At 36.0% G+C, this 19,438-nt stretch carries 13 protein-coding genes; 9 read left to right on the forward strand and 4 right to left on the reverse strand.

Features of this window, described 5'->3' with window-relative positions:
• Positions 1–7 precede the first annotated feature (7 nt).
• From lepB (CNQ82_RS04605) to CNQ82_RS04625, 5 genes are all read left to right on the forward strand, one after another.
• On the forward strand, positions 8–532 hold the full coding sequence (gene lepB, locus CNQ82_RS04605) for a signal peptidase I (RefSeq protein WP_123144288.1): 525 nt from the start codon (positions 8–10) through the stop codon (positions 530–532).
• Between the two features lie 15 nt (positions 533–547).
• Positions 548–1,117, forward strand: a complete 570-nt coding sequence (lepB, locus tag CNQ82_RS04610; RefSeq protein ID WP_123144289.1) for a signal peptidase I — start codon at positions 548–550, stop codon at positions 1,115–1,117.
• A 161-nt stretch (positions 1,118–1,278) separates the two neighbouring features.
• A complete protein-coding gene (gene addB, locus CNQ82_RS04615) occupies positions 1,279–4,749 on the forward strand; it encodes a helicase-exonuclease AddAB subunit AddB (protein ID WP_123144290.1) in 3,471 nt (1,156 codons plus the stop codon).
• Positions 4,746–8,408: a helicase-exonuclease AddAB subunit AddA gene (gene addA, locus CNQ82_RS04620; RefSeq protein ID WP_123144291.1), complete on the forward strand. Its 3,663-nt coding sequence runs from the start codon at positions 4,746–4,748 to the stop codon at positions 8,406–8,408. The genes addB and addA overlap by 4 nt, the downstream gene beginning before the upstream one ends.
• Positions 8,409–8,577: 169 nt before the next feature.
• Positions 8,578–9,489, forward strand: a complete 912-nt coding sequence (locus tag CNQ82_RS04625) for a fumarylacetoacetate hydrolase family protein (protein WP_123144292.1) — start codon at positions 8,578–8,580, stop codon at positions 9,487–9,489.
• 115 nt (positions 9,490–9,604) lie between these two features.
• Here the strand turns inward: CNQ82_RS04625 and CNQ82_RS04630 are convergent, their stop codons facing one another.
• From CNQ82_RS04630 to CNQ82_RS04640, 3 genes are all read right to left on the reverse strand, one after another.
• On the reverse strand, positions 9,605–10,000 hold the full coding sequence (locus tag CNQ82_RS04630) for a YisL family protein (protein ID WP_123144293.1): 396 nt from the start codon (positions 9,998–10,000) through the stop codon (positions 9,605–9,607).
• A gap of 121 nt (positions 10,001–10,121) precedes the next feature.
• The gene (locus CNQ82_RS04635) at positions 10,122–11,444 is read right to left on the reverse strand and encodes a CoA-disulfide reductase (RefSeq protein ID WP_123144294.1); all 1,323 of its coding nucleotides are present in this window, start codon (positions 11,442–11,444) and stop codon (positions 10,122–10,124) included.
• Positions 11,445–11,551: 107 nt separating this feature from the next.
• Positions 11,552–12,397, reverse strand: a complete 846-nt coding sequence (locus CNQ82_RS04640) for a Cof-type HAD-IIB family hydrolase (RefSeq protein WP_123144295.1) — start codon at positions 12,395–12,397, stop codon at positions 11,552–11,554.
• A gap of 298 nt (positions 12,398–12,695) precedes the next feature.
• Between CNQ82_RS04640 and CNQ82_RS04645 the strand changes: the two genes are divergently transcribed.
• The 3 genes from CNQ82_RS04645 to clpB all read left to right on the forward strand — a co-directional run bounded on the left by CNQ82_RS04645 (position 12,696) and on the right by clpB (position 17,960).
• The gene (locus CNQ82_RS04645) at positions 12,696–13,004 is read left to right on the forward strand and encodes a metal-sulfur cluster assembly factor (protein ID WP_095106270.1); all 309 of its coding nucleotides are present in this window, start codon (positions 12,696–12,698) and stop codon (positions 13,002–13,004) included.
• A gap of 311 nt (positions 13,005–13,315) precedes the next feature.
• Positions 13,316–15,157, forward strand: coding sequence for an acyltransferase family protein (locus CNQ82_RS04650; RefSeq protein WP_123144296.1), 1,842 nt, complete (start codon positions 13,316–13,318; stop codon positions 15,155–15,157).
• A 193-nt stretch (positions 15,158–15,350) separates the two neighbouring features.
• Positions 15,351–17,960: an ATP-dependent chaperone ClpB gene (gene clpB / locus CNQ82_RS04655; protein WP_123144297.1), complete on the forward strand. Its 2,610-nt coding sequence runs from the start codon at positions 15,351–15,353 to the stop codon at positions 17,958–17,960.
• Positions 17,961–18,026: 66 nt separating this feature from the next.
• On the opposite strand, the gene CNQ82_RS04660 is transcribed toward clpB, so the two are convergent.
• Entirely contained in the window at positions 18,027–18,230 is a 204-nt protein-coding gene (locus CNQ82_RS04660; protein WP_123144298.1) for a YjzD family protein, read from the reverse strand.
• Positions 18,231–18,490: 260 nt separating this feature from the next.
• On the opposite strand from CNQ82_RS04660, the gene CNQ82_RS04665 reads away from it, so the two are divergent.
• Positions 18,491–19,432 carry a beta-ketoacyl-ACP synthase III gene (locus CNQ82_RS04665; protein WP_123144299.1) on the forward strand — a complete coding sequence of 314 codons (942 nt, stop codon included), beginning with the start codon at positions 18,491–18,493 and terminating at the stop codon, positions 19,430–19,432.
• Positions 19,433–19,438 lie beyond the last annotated feature (6 nt).

The raw sequence follows: 19,438 nt of genomic DNA on the forward strand, positions 1-19,438 counted from the left end.
GTAGAACGTGCGTAAAATTGTAAAATATTTGCTTTCATTGATAATTGCGATTATTATTGTAATGTTGATTCAAGCTTTTCTGATTATCGGTGCTGTTGTTCCAAATAATGAAATGTCGCCTGCGTTAAAGCAAGGAGACCGCATTTTAATAAGTAAAGTACAGAACACTTTCAATCGCATACATAATGGCGACATCGTGATGTACAAACAAAAGGGCAACACCTATTTTGGAAGAGTAATTGGATTGCCAGGACAATCTGTTGAATTTAAAGACAGTCGACTTTATCGTGATGATCAAATGGTTAAAGAGAATTATCGTGTGCAAGCACAAATTAAAAATTTAGCATTGCGAAATGTCAAACACTCTGAAGGAGATATTGTTCCGCCGAAACAGTATTTTATTCTTAACGATAATCGTGCTGATTCAAATGATTCTCGGACATTCGGAACAATTCAACAAAAAGATATTGTAGGAAATGTAGTTTTGCGATATTATCCTTGGAAGAAGTTTGGGATTTCATTCAACGAATAATTGAGGTGTCTTATAGTGAAGAAGGAAATAAAAGAATGGATAATTGCTATAGCGATTGCTTTAGTATTAGTTTTAGTAATAACTAATTTTATTGCGAAATCTTATACAGTTCGCGGTGATTCAATGTATCCGACTTTAAAAGATGGAGAAAAAGTAATCGTTAATATGATTGGCTTTAAAACAGGCGGCTTGGAAAAAGGTAATGTCATCGTGTTCCATGCTAATAAAGATAGTGATTATGTGAAACGTGTTATCGGTATGCCTGGTGACAGTGTTGAATATAAACATGACCAATTGTATGTAAACGGTAAGAAAGTTAAAGAACCGTACTTAGATTATAATGAAAAACATAAAAGCTACGACGAAATTACAGGTAGCTTCAAGGTGAAAAACTTACCTAACTCAAATGGATCAAATACAATTCCTAAAAATAAATTATTAGTATTAGGAGATAACCGTGAAGTAAGTAAAGACAGTCGTTCATTCGGTCTTATTGACGAGGATCAAGTTGTCGGTAAAGTCAGCTTACGTTATTGGCCGTTTACAGCTTTCAAAGCAAACTTTAATCCTGACACAAAATATTAAAATGAGTGCTGACTCTAAGACTCACATTTAAATTGAATAAAAGAAATTGCTGATGCTATGACGTTTAATATAGTGTCAGCTTTTTTCGTATAAGATTAGAAATTTTTGTGATTAAGAATGAGAACATATGTGCTACAATATGGACAAAGGGGGAGGAAAACGTGAGTGAATTAAATGCATATATAGGGCGAGCAGGAACTGGTAAGTCTCATGCTATGTTAGATGAAATTAAAACTAAAATGAAAGAAGATCCGCTTGGAGATCCGATTATTATTATTGCACCAACGCAAAGCACCTTCCAATTAGAACAAGATTTCGTGAAAGATCCAGACCTTAATGGCAGTATGCGTACTGAGGTTTTACACTTTGAACGCTTAAGTCATAGAATATTTCAAGAAATAGGCGGTTTGACAGAAGACTATGCTTCTAAAGGCGCTTTAGAAATGATGGTCTTTGATATCTTGCAATCACACCGTTCTGAATTGAATTTATACCAATCTCAAACTAAATACTATGGATTTAGTGCTAAATTAAGCGAACAAATTCAAGATTTTAAAAAGTATGCTGTTTCTCCCGCACAACTCGAACAGTTTATTGCTGAAGATCAACTGCAAACAAGAACACAAGATAAATTACATGATATTGCACTTGTTTATCATTATTTGGAAGAGCGTTTGGCTGATAATTTCGTTTCTTCTGAAGACACACTTTATAAATTTATTGAGAAGATGGATGAATCAGCATGGCTGAAAAAGTCAGAGATTTATATCGATGGTTTCCATAACTTTTCGACGCTTGAATATCAAATTATAGAAAAACTATCGCAATGCGCTAAGTCTGTCAGTGTGCTGCTTACTACAGATGGAGATAAAGATCCGTTCAGTCTTTTCAGAAAAACTTCAGCGACACTGTCACATATTGAAGAAATTGCGCAACGACAACAAATTCCTTTCAACTTACGTCGTTTTACAAGTCAAGAACGCTTTGAAAATCGAGATTTATCTCATTTAGAAAGTACTTTCAATGAACTCTTTTTTGAGAAAGCGAAGGTAGAAGGGCATATTAATATTCTCGAGGCTTCAAATGTTCGCGAAGAAGTAAATGCGGTAGCACGGGAGATTCTGCGTAAAGCACGTGAGGAAAATATACGTTATCAAGATGTAGCGATTCTCTATCGTGATGACACTTATGCGCATTTAATGGAAAGTGTCTTTCCGGAATTTGAAATTCCCTTTAATGTTGATACCAAGAAATCGATGACGCATCATCCGGTAATGGAGATGATCCGTTCATTATTAGAAGTGATTGAAACAAAATGGAGTTTCGAACCCTTAATGCGTTTGTTTAAGACTCAAGTGCTGACGAAAGAATTTAAAGATAGTCGTTATCTTATCGACATCTTAGAAAACTATGTATTAGAACGTGGTATTTATGGTCAACGCTGGTTAGACGATAAGTACTTTAAACTTGAGCAGTTTAATCAAATGGGTCTGAAGCGTCAACCTATGACAGAGGAAACACAACAAGTCTATCAACGCGTTATAGATATGAAGAACTTTGTGATAGATAAAATCTTGCGTTTTGAAAAAGCGTTGAGTGAAGCGGAAACTGCAGAGGAGTACGCAGCTGCTTTCTATGAAGTATTTGAAGAATTCAATTTGCCGAGTCAATTAATGACAGAGCGAGATGAATTAGATTTAGCTGGGGAACATGAACAAGCTGAAGAATTGGACCAAGTATGGAATGGCTTTATTCAAACATTGGATGACTTAGCTACTGTCTTCGGCGATAGAGAAATGACACAGAAGCGTTTCCTTGAACTCTTTGATGTAGGTTTAGAGCAATTAGAATTTGTGATGATTCCTCAAACCCTAGATCAAGTAAGTATCGGCAGTATGGACTTGGCTAAAGTAGATAATAAAAAGCAAATTTATATGTTAGGTATGAATGATGGGGTAATGCCTCAAACAATTTCTAATTCTAGATTAATCAGTGACGATGAGAAAAAATACTTCCAAGAAGAGACGCAACTTGAGTTGAGCCCGACTGCTGACGTTTTACAAATGGACGAAGCATTCGTGTGTTATATTGCAATGACAAGAGCAACGACTGATGTTACTTTTTCTTATAGTTTAATGGGTCTCAGCAATGATGAAAAAGAGGTCAGTCCGTTTATTAATAATATTCGAGACCTGTACACTAATTTGGATGTATTAAATGTACAATATGCCGCGCAATATAATCCGTTGAGAGTAATGGAACATCCGCATCAAACCAAAATTCTGTTGTTCGAAGAATTGCAAGGGTGGCTGAATCATGAATTAACTGCTGAGACTTGGTTAGAAGCTTATCAAGCAATGCTGTATAATGAGCGCTTGAATAAAGGATTGCAATATTTGACATCTGCCTTAACTTTCGATAACAAAACAGTACAATTAGATACCTCTTTATCGAAAGCTTTATATGGAGATAAAATCAATGCCAGCGTCTCGCGATTTGAAGGTTATCAGCAGTGTCCATTCAAGCACTATACTTCTCATGGGTTACGTCTAAATGAGCGTACAAAATATAAATTAGAGAACTTTGATTTAGGAGATATCTTCCACTCGGTATTGAAATATATTGCTGATAGAATCCACGGCGATTTCCGCAATCTCACAGATGCTTCTATCCGCCAATTGACACAAGAAGCTCTAGAAAATATCTTGCCTGAAGTTCAATACAACTTGTTGAACTCTTCAGCATATTATCGTTATATGTCAGTACGTATCGGGGCAATCGTGCAATCGACTTTAACAGCATTAAAATATCAAGGTACTTTTTCTAAATTCAAACCTCAAGCTTTTGAAAAATCTTTTAGAAAAAATCCTAACTCTAATGAGCAGCTCGCAGCAGAATCACTATATACCTCTCAAGGTATACCGATAAATATCCGTGGCCAAATTGATCGTATTGATACGTATACCAATCAAGACCGCAGTTTTGTGAATATAATTGACTACAAATCATCAGAATACAGCGGAACTTTAGATTTAACGAAAGTCTACTACGGACTGCAAATGCAGATGATGACCTATATGGATGTGGTACTGCAAAATAAAGCACGCTTAAATTTAGCAGAATCTACAGAACCAGGAGGCTTATTATATTTCCATGTGCACGAACCGCGGGTTAATTTTGCCAATTGGGCTGAGATGGATGAAGTAAAAAGACAAGAAGAATTGTTGAAATCCTTCAGATTAAATGGATTAATCAATAGCGATCCTGAAGTCGTTGATGCTGAAGATACCAGATTAGAACCTAAATTCAAGTCAGACATTGTCCCAATAGACGTAGGCGCAAAAGGTAATTTGAATAAGAGCAGTAAAGTTGCAGATTCGAAAACCATTTATAAATTTATTGAACATAATAAAAATAACTTCGTGCAGATTGCTTCGGATATTATGGATGGACACACTGAAGTGGCACCCATGAAATATAAACAGAAGCTACCTTGCGAATTTTGTAATTATCGTTCTGTGTGTCATGTTGATGGGATGATAGATAGTAAGAAATATAGAACAGTAGATGAAAGTATTAATCCGATTGATTTATTAAATCAAACATCAGACGAAGAGGAGGAAACTGAATGATACCTGAAAAACCGAATGACGTAATTTGGACAGATGATCAATGGAAAAGTATTTATGCGAAAGGCCAAGATACCTTAGTAGCGGCTGCTGCAGGATCAGGTAAAACAGCGGTTCTGGTTGAACGTATCATTCAACGTATCCTTCAAGATGAAATCGATGTCGACCGTTTGCTCGTAGTGACGTTTACCAATTTAAGTGCCAGAGAAATGAAGCATCGTGTGGAGAAACGTATTCAAAAGGCTTCAATAGATGACCCTAGTAACACTCATTTGAAGAACCAAAGGGTGAAAATTCATCAAGCGCAAATTTCTACTTTGCATAGTTTTTGTTTGAAGCTCATTCAACAACATTATGACGTATTAGATATTGATCCTAATTTCAGAACGAGCAGTGAAGCAGAAAATATTCTATTGCTAGAGCAAACTATCGATGAAGTATTAGAAGCGTATTATGCTGAATTAAATGAATCATTCATTGATTTATCTGAGCAGCTCTCATCTGATAGAAGCGATGATAAGCTGCGCCAAATTATTAAGAGGGTCTATTATTTTGCAGTAGCGAATCCTCAGCCTAAACAGTGGCTTGCTTCATTAGTCAATCCATATATAGATGAACAAGCACAAGAGGAATTTTTAGAATTACTTATGGATTTAGCGAAAGTGTTTATGCATACCGCCTTAGAAAATATCAATAAGAGCTATGATTTGTACAGTGAGCTAGCAGGTGTTGATAAACAATTAGAAGTAGTAGAAGAAGAACGCGCTTTCATAGCACGCGCAATGGAAGGCGGTCTATTGAATACAGAATTAATAAGTAAGCATGGATTTGTAGCGCGCTTTCCAAGTGCAACTAAGAAAATTAAAGAAGCCAATGATGGAAACCTAGAAGCATTAGAGAGTGCCAAGGCTTATTATGATGACTATAAAGGTGCAGTAGAAAAGGTACAACAAGACTACTTTTCACGCTCGGCTGAAGATTTGAAAGCTGATATGGAAAAATTAGCGCCGCGTGTAGAAATACTGTCACGCATTGCTCAAGATGTCATCGATACCTTTTCCAAAAAGAAAAGAAGCCGAAATATCTTAGATTTCTCTGACTATGAACATTTTGCGCTGAAAATTTTAATGCGTGAGGATGGGACTCCGACAGAGCTTGCTAAACATTATCGTCAAAGCTTTGATGAAATACTAGTGGATGAATATCAAGATACGAACCGCGTACAAGAACAGATTTTAAGCTGTATCAAACGTGGCGATGAAACAAACGGCAATTTATTCATGGTAGGTGATGTGAAGCAGTCTATTTATAAATTCAGACAAGCCGATCCGAGTCTCTTTATTGAGAAATATACGCGCTTCTCTCAAGATGGCACAACAGGTATGCGCATTGATTTATCCCAAAATTTCCGTTCGCGTCCAGAAGTACTCTCTACTACTAATTATTTGTTTAAACACATGATGGATGAATCAGTAGGGGAAATTATTTATGATGAAGCGGCACAACTCTACTATGGAGCACCATTTGATAAGAAACCGCACCCTCTAAATTTAAATGTAATGGTCGAAGATAAAGAGTCTGAGTTGACTGGGACAGAACAAGAAGCGGAATATATCGTAAATCAAGTAGAAGATATTATGAATCATCGAGAGGTTTATGATATGTCTACCGGCAACTACCGAAAGCCTTCTTACAAAGATATTGTCATTTTAGAGCGGGGCTATAATCGTTCTAGAGAATTGCAGCAAGCTTTTAAAAACAGAGATATTCCTTTCCACGTTAATAGTAAGGCAGGTTATTTTGAACAGACAGAAGTTCGCTTAGTCTTATCCTTTTTAAGAACAGTAGATAATCCGCTTCAAGACATTTATCTTGTCGGACTCATGCGCTCAGTGATTTATCAATTCACAGAGGATGAATTAGCTCAAATCAGAGTATGCAGTCCAAATGACGATTATTTCTATCAATCGATTCAGCATTATTTAAAAAATGAAGAATCAGATTCAGGCTTAGTTGATAAACTGCAAGCCTTTCTTAAAGATTTGAAGTTTTATCAAGATTTCAGTCTAGAGCATCCGGTCTATCAATTGATTGACCGTTTTTACAACGACCGCTTTGTCATCCAATATTTCAGCGGCATGATTGGTGGCAAAGGCCGTCGTGCCAACTTGTACGGTCTATACAATAAAGCTGTGGAATTTGAAAATTCCAGCTTCCGCGGCTTATTCCAATTTATTCGCTTTATCGATGAACTTATTGATCGCGGAAAAGACTTTGGTGAAGAGAATGTAGTAGGGCCAAATGATGACGTAGTCCGCATGATGACAGTTCATGCGAGTAAGGGTTTAGAATTTCCATTTGTGATTTATTCAGGTTTGAGCAAACAATTTAATCGCAGCGATTTGTATCAACCAGTTATATTAAATCAGAAATACGGAATGGGAATGACGTATTTTGATGTTGAGAAAGATGCAGCATATCCTTCGTTAGCTTCAGTAACATTAAAAGCTATAACGGAAAAGGAAATGATATCTGAAGAAATGCGTTTAATGTATGTTGCCTTGACCCGTGCTAAAGAGCAATTGTTTTTAGTAGGACGCGTCAAAGCAGAGAAAGAATTGGACAAGATGTTAAATACTGCCATTTCAAACAACATGTTGCCGATGAGTTACCGCTTAGAAGTTAAAAATCCGTTGCAACTCATCTATGCGATTTTGGCTAAATATCAGGCGCATAATTTAACACGTGATTTGAAATTTGAACGCAATATTGATGAATTGGACGATTCGATTCATCCGTATGCAGAAATTCATATCGATGAGTATAGTGAAATTTCCCAGGAAATACAGCATAAGGAAAATGAAGATTTCCGTACTGTAAATGATATAGTGAATTATCAAGCCACTCAGCCAAAACGTCAACAAATGATTGCAGAACAATTAGATTATCAATACCCATATCCAGCTGATATTGTTAAACCGACAAAACAGTCTGTTTCTGAATTAAAACGACAATTAGATACTGAAGAAACAGGTACCAGTTATGAACGTGTCCGTCAATATCAACTCGGTGCTTCAACGTACGAACGGCCAAAATTTATGAGACAGCATAAGAAACGTAAAGCAAATGAAATAGGAACGCTTATGCATACAGTGATGCAGCATCTTCCTTTTAAAAAGGAAAGAATGACAAGCGCAGAATTAGATGAATATATTGATGAATTGATTGAAAAGAACATCATAGAAGACGATGCTAAGCCAGATATTCGTGTAGATGAAGTAATGGACTTTATCGAGAGTGATTTGTATATGGACATCGCTCAAAGTGACCAGATTATGCGAGAAATGCCATTTGTAGTCAATCAGGCTAAAGTAGATCATCAGATGAGCAATGATGAAGATGTTTCTATTATACAAGGGATGATTGACTTGATTTATCGTAAAGATGGAGAATATTTCTTTGTCGATTATAAAACGGATGCATTCAACAGACGACGAGGCATTTCTGACGAAGAACTTGGCGAGCAATTGAAAGCACGTTATGAAGTGCAAATGTATTATTATCAATCAGCTTTAGAAACTATTTTGCAAAGAGAAGTCAAAGGTTTCTTATACTTCTTCAAATTCGGTACATTATCTTTAGATGAAAAGCATGAGCATTAACACTTTATTCTAAGGGTAAAGAAATAAGTAAGGGATTAAAATTAAATAGTGAGCGCTGTTCCTTCATACAAACTTAATCTAAAAGGTACAGCGCTTAACAAATATTTGTTATTTTTCTGAAAATATAGTTATAATTAGTATTAAGATTGAGATGAGGAGCTGATACTGAATGAAATTCCTATCATTCAAACACAATGATGAAACATCATATGGAGTAAAGGTAAAACGTGAAGAAGCAGCTTGGGATTTAAGAAAAGTTTTTGCTGATTTTGGCGAAGGTGATTTTCATCCTAAGACTTTATTAGAAGGTTTAGAACAAAACCATACTTTAGATTTCCAAGAACAGGTACGTAAAGCAGTGGTAGCGGCTACAGATAGTCCTAACTCAGAGGATTATAAAGTTCAATTTTCTGATATTGAATTCTTACCTCCTGTCACACCACCGAATAATGTCATTGCTTTCGGCCGTAATTATAAAAAACATGCAGATGAATTAAATCATAGCGTAGAAAGATTATATGTATTTACTAAAGCTGCATCATCTTTAACAGGTGATGAATCTACAATTCCTAACCATAAAGATATTACAGACACATTGGATTATGAAGGTGAACTAGGAGTTGTGATTGGTAAAGCAGGAGAGAAAATTCCGACAGGCTTGGCTTTAGACTATGTATATGGTTATACAATTATTAATGATATTACTGACCGTACAGCCCAACGCCAACAAGATCAGGCATTTCTGTCTAAAAGTTTAACTGGCGGCTGCCCAATGGGACCATATATCGTTACTAAAGATGAATTGCCTACACCAGAAGATGTTAATATCGTCACTAAAGTAAATAATGATATTCGTCAAGATGGCAATACGAGTCAAATGATTCTTAAGATTGATGAGTTAATTGCTGAGATTTCTAAATATGTTGCATTACATCCAGGTGATATTATTGCAACAGGTACACCAGCAGGAGTAGGAGCAGGCATGAATCCTCCGCAATACTTGCAACCTGGTGATGAAGTCAAAGTAACGATCGATAATATTGGAACACTTACAAACTTTATTGCAAAAGAAGAAGAATAGTTAGATATTAGGATTGGAGCTGGGACATTAAATTGTTCCAGTTCTTGTCTTTTTAAAGAGAAAAACTCTGGAGCGAGGATAAATTTATTCCCTGCTCCAGAGTTTATTATAAATATTATTTTCCGATACCGAACATACTTGAAATCGGTCCATTAGGTAAGATAATACCTATTGCCATTGTAACGATAATTAGAGCGATAGTCCCCCAGAATAAACCTTTATGAGACACGCCACGTTGTTTACGTACTAATGTGACTTCCATAAGTGCTACAACGCCGACACCACAGACCATTTTTAAAGTTAATAACATGTGCATGCTTCCTGTTGCGGTAGCAAATTCTTCTACCACTTGCCAAACACCGCTGAACAAGATTAATACTAAGAATAATCTTAAAGTCATATGCAATGGTTTATAAGCTTTCTTTGGTGCGCCGGATTGAGTAAAACTGAGATAAGAGACGATAAATAAAATAATACCGATTACCCAGCTGAAAATGTGTAAGTGTAACATACGTTTTCCTCATTTCTTCAATATTTCATGTTCAATCATAACATATATAGGATTAAAGATTATAATGCCAACAATTGTTAACGTATTATTTTGTTTCTTATATCAATTAGATATTAAACAGTTATTTTTCTTGAGCTTTATAGCCGATCATATTAATAATGTCTTTAGGTGAACTGTATGGAGGTGCATATGCAGTTTCGAATTCAGTTAGCTCATCTACAGTCATATCATTTTGCATAGCTAGTGATAAAATGTCAATGCGTTTATCAGCTCCTGCTTTACCTACAGCAGCTGCTCGGATGATTTTTCTAGTATTCTTTTCGAAATATACACGTAAGTGAAGCGGTGCAGCACCAGGGAAATAACCCGCATGATTCATTTGTTTGGATTCAACCATAGTGTAATCAAAGTGTTTCAAGTCTGCAGGAGTAACGCCGACACTCGCCAAGGTATAATCAAAGAATTTTACTACATTGGCAGCTAAAAAGCCTTTAAAAGGAATATTACGAGTTTGAGTAATATGCTCAGCTGCAATGCTGGCTGCACGATGCGCACCCCAAGCTAAAGGAACATGAGTAGGTAAATCAACGTGGCGATAACGATAAGAAGCAATATCACCAATCGCATATACATTTCGATAATTAGTCTGGAAGAACTCATTTACTGGAATATAACCGGCATCGTCTTCCTCGATACCAGCGTCTTCTAGAAACTCGGTGTTAGGCTTAATGCCGATGCCTTCAATAATGATATCAAAATCTTCCGTCTTTCCTGATTTGAAATGAACCGTTTTACCGTCTACAGATTCAACTTCTTCATTCAGACGGTAGTCAATATTTTGTTCATCCATCGTATCAAAGACAACTTGATTCATATCTTGGTCCATCAATTTATTGATTGCTTCAGAACGATGAATTAAAGTGGTTTGAATACCTCTATTGTAAAAGTTCTCCAATACTTCTAAGGAAATATATCCTGCTCCTACAATAAGAGCCTTCTGTACATTATTTTCTTCAATATAAGATTCAATCGCATCTGTATCTTCTAAATTACGCAAAGTAAAGATCATGTCACTGTCTAAAGGCAGCCGATTAGCGCGACAACCTGGACTCATCACTAAATAATCGTAATGCTCAGTAAAAGTAGTATTATTTTTTAAATCTTTTACGGTTACGGTTTGATGATTAGGGTCCACATGAATGACTTCGTGAAATACTTTAGCCGTAACATCTTTCTTTTCTTTAAATTGTTCAGGAGTAAAATGCAACAGTTCTGAGCGCTTCTCGATGATGTTGCCGAGATAATAGGGGAGCCCGCAGTTTGCAAAGGTAACATCACGGTCTTTTTCGAATAGAGTGATTTCACATTCAGAATCTAAACGTCTGAGTTGGCTGGCAAATGTAGCACCGCCAGCGACACCTCCGATTACAATTACTTTCGTCATAATTTTTACCTCCATTTATGTTTATATATGAAAAAGACAAGGTTATTGACTTTGAGTACGTATCTATATATGTACTCAAGCAAACCTTGTTTAATCTAAAAAGTAATTTATCTGGAATAAACTTTCGTTTCTTCATTATATGGGATATTCAGGCTGAAGAAATCATTCAGATATCTTCCGATGCCGTTTTGATTATTAGAATAAGTAATTTCATTAGCAATATGCTTGAGTTCGTCTAAACCATTTGCCATAGCGACACCATGTTTAGCATATTTAATCATTTCCGTGTCATTATCTTCATCGCCGAAAGCAATGATATGATTGCGGTCGACACCTAATTCGTCTTTGACACTATCAATGCCACGTGCTTTACTAATACCTCTTTTTACAATTTCAATAACTGGAAAAGGCGCACCCCAACGTCTATGTTCAATACTTTCAGCGTAGAAGCGGGATAACATTTGTTTAACGCGAGGAATCATCACTTCATCTGCTTCGACTAAAATTGAAGTCGGCGGTTCTTTCAATTGGTTTACAATATCACCTGTTTCAATTTTTGGGTTGCCCATTGAAAAACCATCGAATAAATGTTGATCGAAATTATCGATGTAAACATGATCTTTTACTTCGGCAATAATATTTTTAACTTGCATTTTTTGCAGAGATTCAATAATACTTGAGGCTAAATCCGGATCAAGCGTTTCATGTGTGACAGGTGCATCTGAATCAGTTGGATTATGTACAAATGCCCCGTTGAAATTGACTATAGGAGTATCAAGGCCTAATTGTTCATAATAAGGCTTGCTGGCACGAAAAGGTCTGCCTGTGGCTATCATAATATAATGACCTTGTTCTTTAAGTTTTTCTAAGACTTTTAAAGTGTAAGGTGAGATTTCTTTTTCATCGTTCAATAATGTTCCGTCTAAATCTAAACAAATTAAATAAGGTTCCATAAAATTATCTCCTTAATGCTGAGGGATAGTGTTCAATTTTATAAAATCGTTAAATTCAAGTCTAAGAGGGGTGATGAAATAATTGTCATTATAATTATTTCTATCCTGGTCCCTGAGGTCATACGTCAGGTTAATATTTTATCCAATATATTACAGTTACAAACATTGCAGATTAAAATAGCGCTGCAGTATGACGTCACACCTAATTCAGTGTATTCTAATAATAGCATTTTATTGGAGTTTTGTCGGATATTTGATATATTTGTATTAATAATTATTGCTTAGAGAGGTGAGCGAAATGGAAGAAGCATTAAAAGATAATATTCTAGGCGCATTAGAGAATGTAATTGACCCTGAATTAGGCATTGATGTCGTAAACTTGGGTTTAATATATAAAGTAGACCTTGATGATGATGGTTTATGCAAAGTTGAAATGACTTTAACTTCAATGGGTTGTCCGCTTGGACCGCAAATCATCGAACAAATTAAAATGGTGCTTGCAGAAATTCCTGAAATTCAAGATACAGAAGTGAATATCGTATGGAATCCACCATGGAATAAAGACATGATGTCACGTTACGCAAAAATTGCGTTAGGTGTCAGCTAATATATAATTAAATAAAGTTGTCAATAAAGAGAAACGATACATTATAAAAACGAAGCTGCTAGAAAGCATTACGTAGATGTATATCGTTTCTCTTTTTGTTTTTTGAAACAGTTACTCACAAAATTGTCACATTTTAATTGTGCAGGTTTTTCTAATATTGAGAATTAAATCAAAATATATATAATAACTTGATATTGCAAGAGTATTACATTAAGATTACAATTGGTAATTATGACGCAATAGTGCTTTCCATATAAAAATACATAGCACTGAATAACGGAAAATTTTAAAATGGAAAGAAAGGTAAGTGCATGAACAATTTGAAGCGCAGTTCAGGAAATAACAACTCGCCGAAGAAGATGAATTACATGCCTGGCCTCGATGGGTTACGAGCAATTGCGGTTCTAGGAATCATTATTTATCATTTAAATAAACAATGGCTCGCAGGCGGTTTCTTAGGTGTAGATACATTCTTTGTTATTTCTGGATATTTGATTACAAGTCTCTTGTTGATTGAATATAAAAAGAATGGAAGAATTGATTTAAAAAAATTCTGGTATAGACGAATTAAACGCTTGATACCTGCTATGGTATTTGTGGTCAGCATCGTGACCATTATCACATTGATATTACAGAGAGACGAAATCATAAGAGTAAAACAAGATGCATTTGCGGCCCTCTTTTATGTATCCAACTGGTGGTACATTGCTAAAGACGTCAACTATTTTGACCAATTCTCATTTGAACCGATGAAACATTTATGGTCATTAGCGATAGAAGAACAATTTTATCTGTTTTTCCCGTTGGTTTTAATCTTATTGCTTCGCAAAGTTAAAAAACCAAAACAGATTACATTGATTTTTTGGGTAATATCTTTAGTTTCATTGCTTGCAATGGTACTTCTGACACATCCAGGAATGAATTTCTCACGTGTATATTTCGGTACAGATACAAGATTGCAAACTTTATTATTAGGCGTAATTTTAGCCTTTGTCTGGCCGCCGAATCGTTTGAAGAAAGATCCACCGCTCGCGGTGCGTTCTCTCGTAGACATTGTAGGGGTCATTGCATTAGCGATTTTAATCTGTCTCTTCATATATGTAGATGATCAAAGCTATTGGATTTATAACGGCGGATTCTACTTGATTTCAGGTATCACATTATTTTTAATTGCCAGTATCGTACATCCGTCTGGGCTCTTAGCCAGATTTATGGGTAATCCTATATTTGTGTATCTCGGCAAACGTTCGTATAGTTTATATCTATGGCATTTTCCAGTGATTATCTTTACGCATCGTTACTTTGTAGCTGGACAAATTCCAGTATATGTATATTTGATTGATTTGCTCTTGACGGTAGGAATGGCAGAGTTCTCATATCGTTATGTAGAAACGCCTTTCCGCAAAAAAGGTTTCAAAGCCTTGTCAGTGCAAAAATGGACAAAAGGTGCGGTGGTACGTTGGATTCTCATCCTTCTCATCTTGATTCCATTTATCCTGATATTAGCTGGTTTATTCGATAAATATGGAAAAGATACGGTCGGAGATAAGGCAACACAATTTGATACAAACAGTATTGATAAATATGTAGTTCGACCTATTCCATATGGCAAGATGGACTTCTTAGGCAACGGCGGAGGCAAGGAACCTGAAGAGAATACCGAGGTTTATGAAAATGAAAAACCACTCTTAATTGGTGACTCCGTAATGGTAGATATCGGTGAATACTTTAAAGAAAGTGTTCCGCGTTCAGTGATTGACGGTAAAGTTGGCAGAAACATGTACCAAGCGAAACCACTGATTGATTCTCAATATGGACATTATAATCAAAAAGGAGACAAGGTTATCATTGAACTAGGTACCAATGGAGATTTCGATAAAAATCAACTTGATTCTGTTATCGATTCATTTGGTAAAGCGGATGTTTATCTGGTCAACACACGTGTGCCGCGTTCTTATGAAAAACATGTAAACGAATTGATGAAAGAAGCGGCGGATAAACATAAAAATGTGAAATTAGTGGATTGGTACAGCAGATCAGCTGGCCACACTGAATACTTTGCTCCTGATGGTATTCATCTAGAATACTCTGGTGTTAAGGCACTCTCTGATGAAATTATTAAAACAATGGGTTTAAAGAAAGATAAAGATTAGACGCAACTCTTAAAGGTAGAGGCTGGGACAACATTTTGTTCCAGCTTCTTCACTTTTAAAATTTTTCTTTTCAGAGAGGGTAATAGGTTGAAATAAGACTTTAAAATAGCTTATACTATTATTAAGGTCAAAGTAAGTCAAAGTCAAGAGAGGTTCTTGGCTCAGTATACTGAATCGACAGAGGTGAAATGAATTGGATGCAAATAAAATGACATATGCTGTGCAAGAGGCATTGCAAGCAGCTATTGAAATTGCTAAGCAGCATGAACAGCAAAGCGTAGAAGCGGAAGCGGTGTTGCTTGCGGCATTAAATGGAGATGAAAGTCTTTATAAAAGTGTCTTAGAGCGTGCCAATATAGATACAGAAGCGCTTTCTGAAGCTTATGAAAGTAAATTAAAACACTATGCCACAGTGAAAGGTGACAATGTTCAATACGGACAGTTTATCGGTAATAATACAAATATCCTCTTTAATAAGGCTGAAACGATTATGGAAGCTTATGAGGATGATTTTGTTTCTATGGAGCATCTTTTGCTTGCGGCGATTGAAACAAATGAAACGACTCAACAATTTGTGGGTAATAAAGATGAAGTCATCAAAGAAATTATTAAGAAAGTCAGAGGAGGAAATCACGTGACATCTCAAAATCCTGAAGCAAACTATGAAGCACTTGAAAAATATGGACGTGACTTGGTAGAAGAAGTCCGTCAAGGTAATATGGATCCGGTTATTGGACGTGATGAAGAAATTCGTAATACTATCCGGATTATAAGTCGAAAAACTAAGAATAATCCTGTATTAATAGGGGAGCCTGGTGTAGGTAAAACGGCTATTGTCGAAGGGTTAGCACAACGTATCGTGAAAAAAGATGTCCCTGAATCTTTATTAGATAAAACGATTTTCGAATTAGATTTAAGTGCTTTAGTAGCCGGCGCAAAATACCGTGGTGAATTTGAAGAGCGCTTAAAAGCAGTCTTGAAAGAAATCAAAGATTCAGATGGCAGAATTATCTTGTTCATCGATGAATTGCATATGCTGGTCGGAGCAGGTAAAACAGACGGTGCTATGGATGCCGGCAATATGTTGAAACCAATGCTTGCGCGTGGTGAGTTGCATTGTATCGGTGCAACTACTTTAAATGAATATCGTGAATATATTGAGAAAGATTCTGCCTTAGAACGTCGTTTCCAAAAAGTAGGCGTGTCTGAACCAGATGTAGAAGATACGATTTCAATCTTGCGTGGATTAAAAGAACGTTATGAAGTTTATCATGGTGTCAGAATTCAAGACCGTGCATTAGTGGCTGCAGCAGAATTATCAGACCGTTACATTACAGACCGTTTCTTACCAGATAAAGCGATTGATTTAGTAGACCAAGCTTGTGCAACTATTCGTACTGAAATGGGTTCTAACCCAACAGAACTCGATCAAGTCAATCGTCGAGTAATGCAGTTGGAAATTGAAGAAAATGCTTTGAAACATGAATCAGACAGTGTCAGTCAACAACGTCTGAAAGAATTGCAAGAAGAACTATCTAATGAAAAAGAAAAACAATCTTCTCTTCAATCTCGTGTGGAACAAGAAAAAGAAAAAATTGCGAAACTGCAAGAAAAACGCGCAGAATTAGATGAAAGTCGTAAAGCATTGGAAGATGCAGAAAATAATTATGATTTGGAAAAAGCCGCAGAATTACAACATGGCAAAATTCCGAAATTGGAAAAAGAATTACGTGATTTAGAAGATGCCTTCCAAGATGAACAAAGTGAAGATCACGAAAGAATTATTCGCGAAATTGTTACTGATGAAGAAATTGGAGATATTGTCAGTCAATGGACAGGTATTCCAGTTACTAAATTAGTCGAAAGCGAACGTGACAAATTATTGCATTTGAATGATATCTTACATGAACGTGTGGTCGGACAAGACAGAGCGGTGGATTTAGTCGCAGATGCGGTTATCAGAGCAAGAGCTGGTATCAAAGACCCTAATCGTCCGATCGGCAGTTTCTTATTCTTAGGTCCTACCGGTGTAGGTAAGACAGAATTAGCTAAAGCTTTAGCTTCTTCCTTATTTGATTCAGAAAAACACATGATTCGTATTGATATGAGTGAATATATGGAAAAACATTCCGTTTCAAGATTGATTGGAGCGCCTCCAGGCTATGTAGGTCATGATGAAGGGGGACAATTAACAGAAGCAGTACGTCGTAACCCTTATTCTGTTATCTTGTTAGATGAAGTTGAAAAAGCACATTCAGATGTGTTCAATGTCTTACTGCAAATCTTAGATGAAGGCCACTTGACTGATTCTAAAGGACGTAATGTAGATTTCAAAAATACGATTATTATTATGACAAGTAATATCGGTTCTCAAATTTTACTTGAACAAGTAAAAGAAACAGGTGTGATTTCTGAAACTACAGAATCAGCAGTGATGACCAGCTTAAATCAATACTTTAAACCTGAAATTCTCAATCGTATGGATGACATTGTGCTCTTCCGTCCATTATCAGTTGGCGACATGAGTATGATTGTAGAAAAAATCCTTACAGAACTTAATATTCGCTTACTTGATCAACGTATTTCTATTGAAGTGTCAGATGCAGCGAAAAAATGGTTAGGTGAAGAAGCTTACGAACCTCAATTTGGTGCAAGACCTTTAAAACGTTTTGTACAACGTCAAATTGAAACACCATTAGCACGTATGATGATTAAAGAATCTTTACCAGAAGGTACCACTGTAAAAGTTGATTTAGGTGAGAATGAATTAAACTTCAAAGTAGAAGAAGCATCATTAAATTAATGAAGAACATGAAAAGGCTGGAATCTCTTAATTTTAAGAGATTCCAGCCTTTTTAAAATAAATTTATCACTGTTTGCTGTCTTCAACAGGAGTTGAATCTTTAACTGGTTTCATGAGTGCATCTAAAATTGCGACTACAATTGTGAAGATGACTGCAAATACGATTGGGATAATAAAATTCAATTTACCGCCGCCTGCTAAACTGTTTAATACAAAGTTCACCATTTCAAGCAGCAATACTGACCAGAATAGTACCATAATGTATCTCATCTGTAGTGCCTCCATAGAATTATCTTTAGTTTAATTATAGATTACAACAAGAACTTTGTATAGTGATGATAGTAAAATTGAGTATTTTCTCTGGATTTAATTTTAATCTGCATATCAGAATAATTGTGATACAGGGCCTCAGATATTATAATAGTAGAAGTAATTCCATAAGATATGATAGTTAAAGCACTTGTATTTAAAAAGTGGAATATGATAAATTAATACCTGGTATTAAAAATTTTTTAAGAAGGTGTAAAACCATGGACGTGGGTATTAAAGGTTTCGGAACTTATGTTCCGGAAAAGGTAGTTGACAATGCCTATTTTGAAAGTTTTTTAGAAACATCAGATGAATGGATTTCTAAAATGACAGGAATTAAAGAACGCAGATGGGCAGGAGAAGATCAAGAAACATCAGATCTTGCATATGAAGCGAGCGTTAAAGCAATTAAAGATGCAGGTATTCAACCTGAAGATATAGATATGGTTATCGTGGCAACTTCAACTGGAGATTTTCCATTTCCAACTGTAGCTAATATGCTTCAAGAGCGACTTGGATTAGGTAAAGTAGCGACAATGGATCAACTTGCAGCTTGTTCAGGCTTTATGTATTCATTAATTACTGCTAAACAATATGTATTATCAGGCGATTATCAAAATATATTAGTAGTCGGTGTAGATAAATTATCTAAAATCACAAATATGACGGACCGCTCTACTGCTATTCTTTTCGGAGACGGCGCAGGTGCTGCTGTAATAGGTGAAGTGTCAGAAGGACGCGGAATTATCAGTTACGAAATGGGCTCTGACGGCAGTGGCGGTAAATATTTATATCTTAATCCGGAAAATGGTAAAATCTTCATGAATGGGCGTGAAGTCTTTAAATTTGCAGTACGTATTATGGGAGAAGCTTCACGTAATGTAGTTGATAAAGCAGGTATGACTGCAGATGACGTAGATATGTTTATTCCACATCAAGCGAATATCAGAATTATGGAATCAGCTCGAGAACGTTTAGGAATCCCTAAAGAAAAAATGAGCGTTTCAGTAAATAAATACGGCAATACTTCAGCGGCTTCTATTCCGTTAAGTATCGGCCAAGAACTTGAAAACGGCAGAATTAAAGATGATGATGTCTTAGTTCTTGTTGGATTCGGCGGCGGCCTGACTTGGGGCGCAATTACACTAAGATGGGGAAAATAGGAGGAT

The organism is Staphylococcus debuckii (genome assembly GCF_003718735.1).
In the GTDB taxonomy this organism is placed as follows: domain Bacteria; phylum Bacillota; class Bacilli; order Staphylococcales; family Staphylococcaceae; genus Staphylococcus; species Staphylococcus debuckii.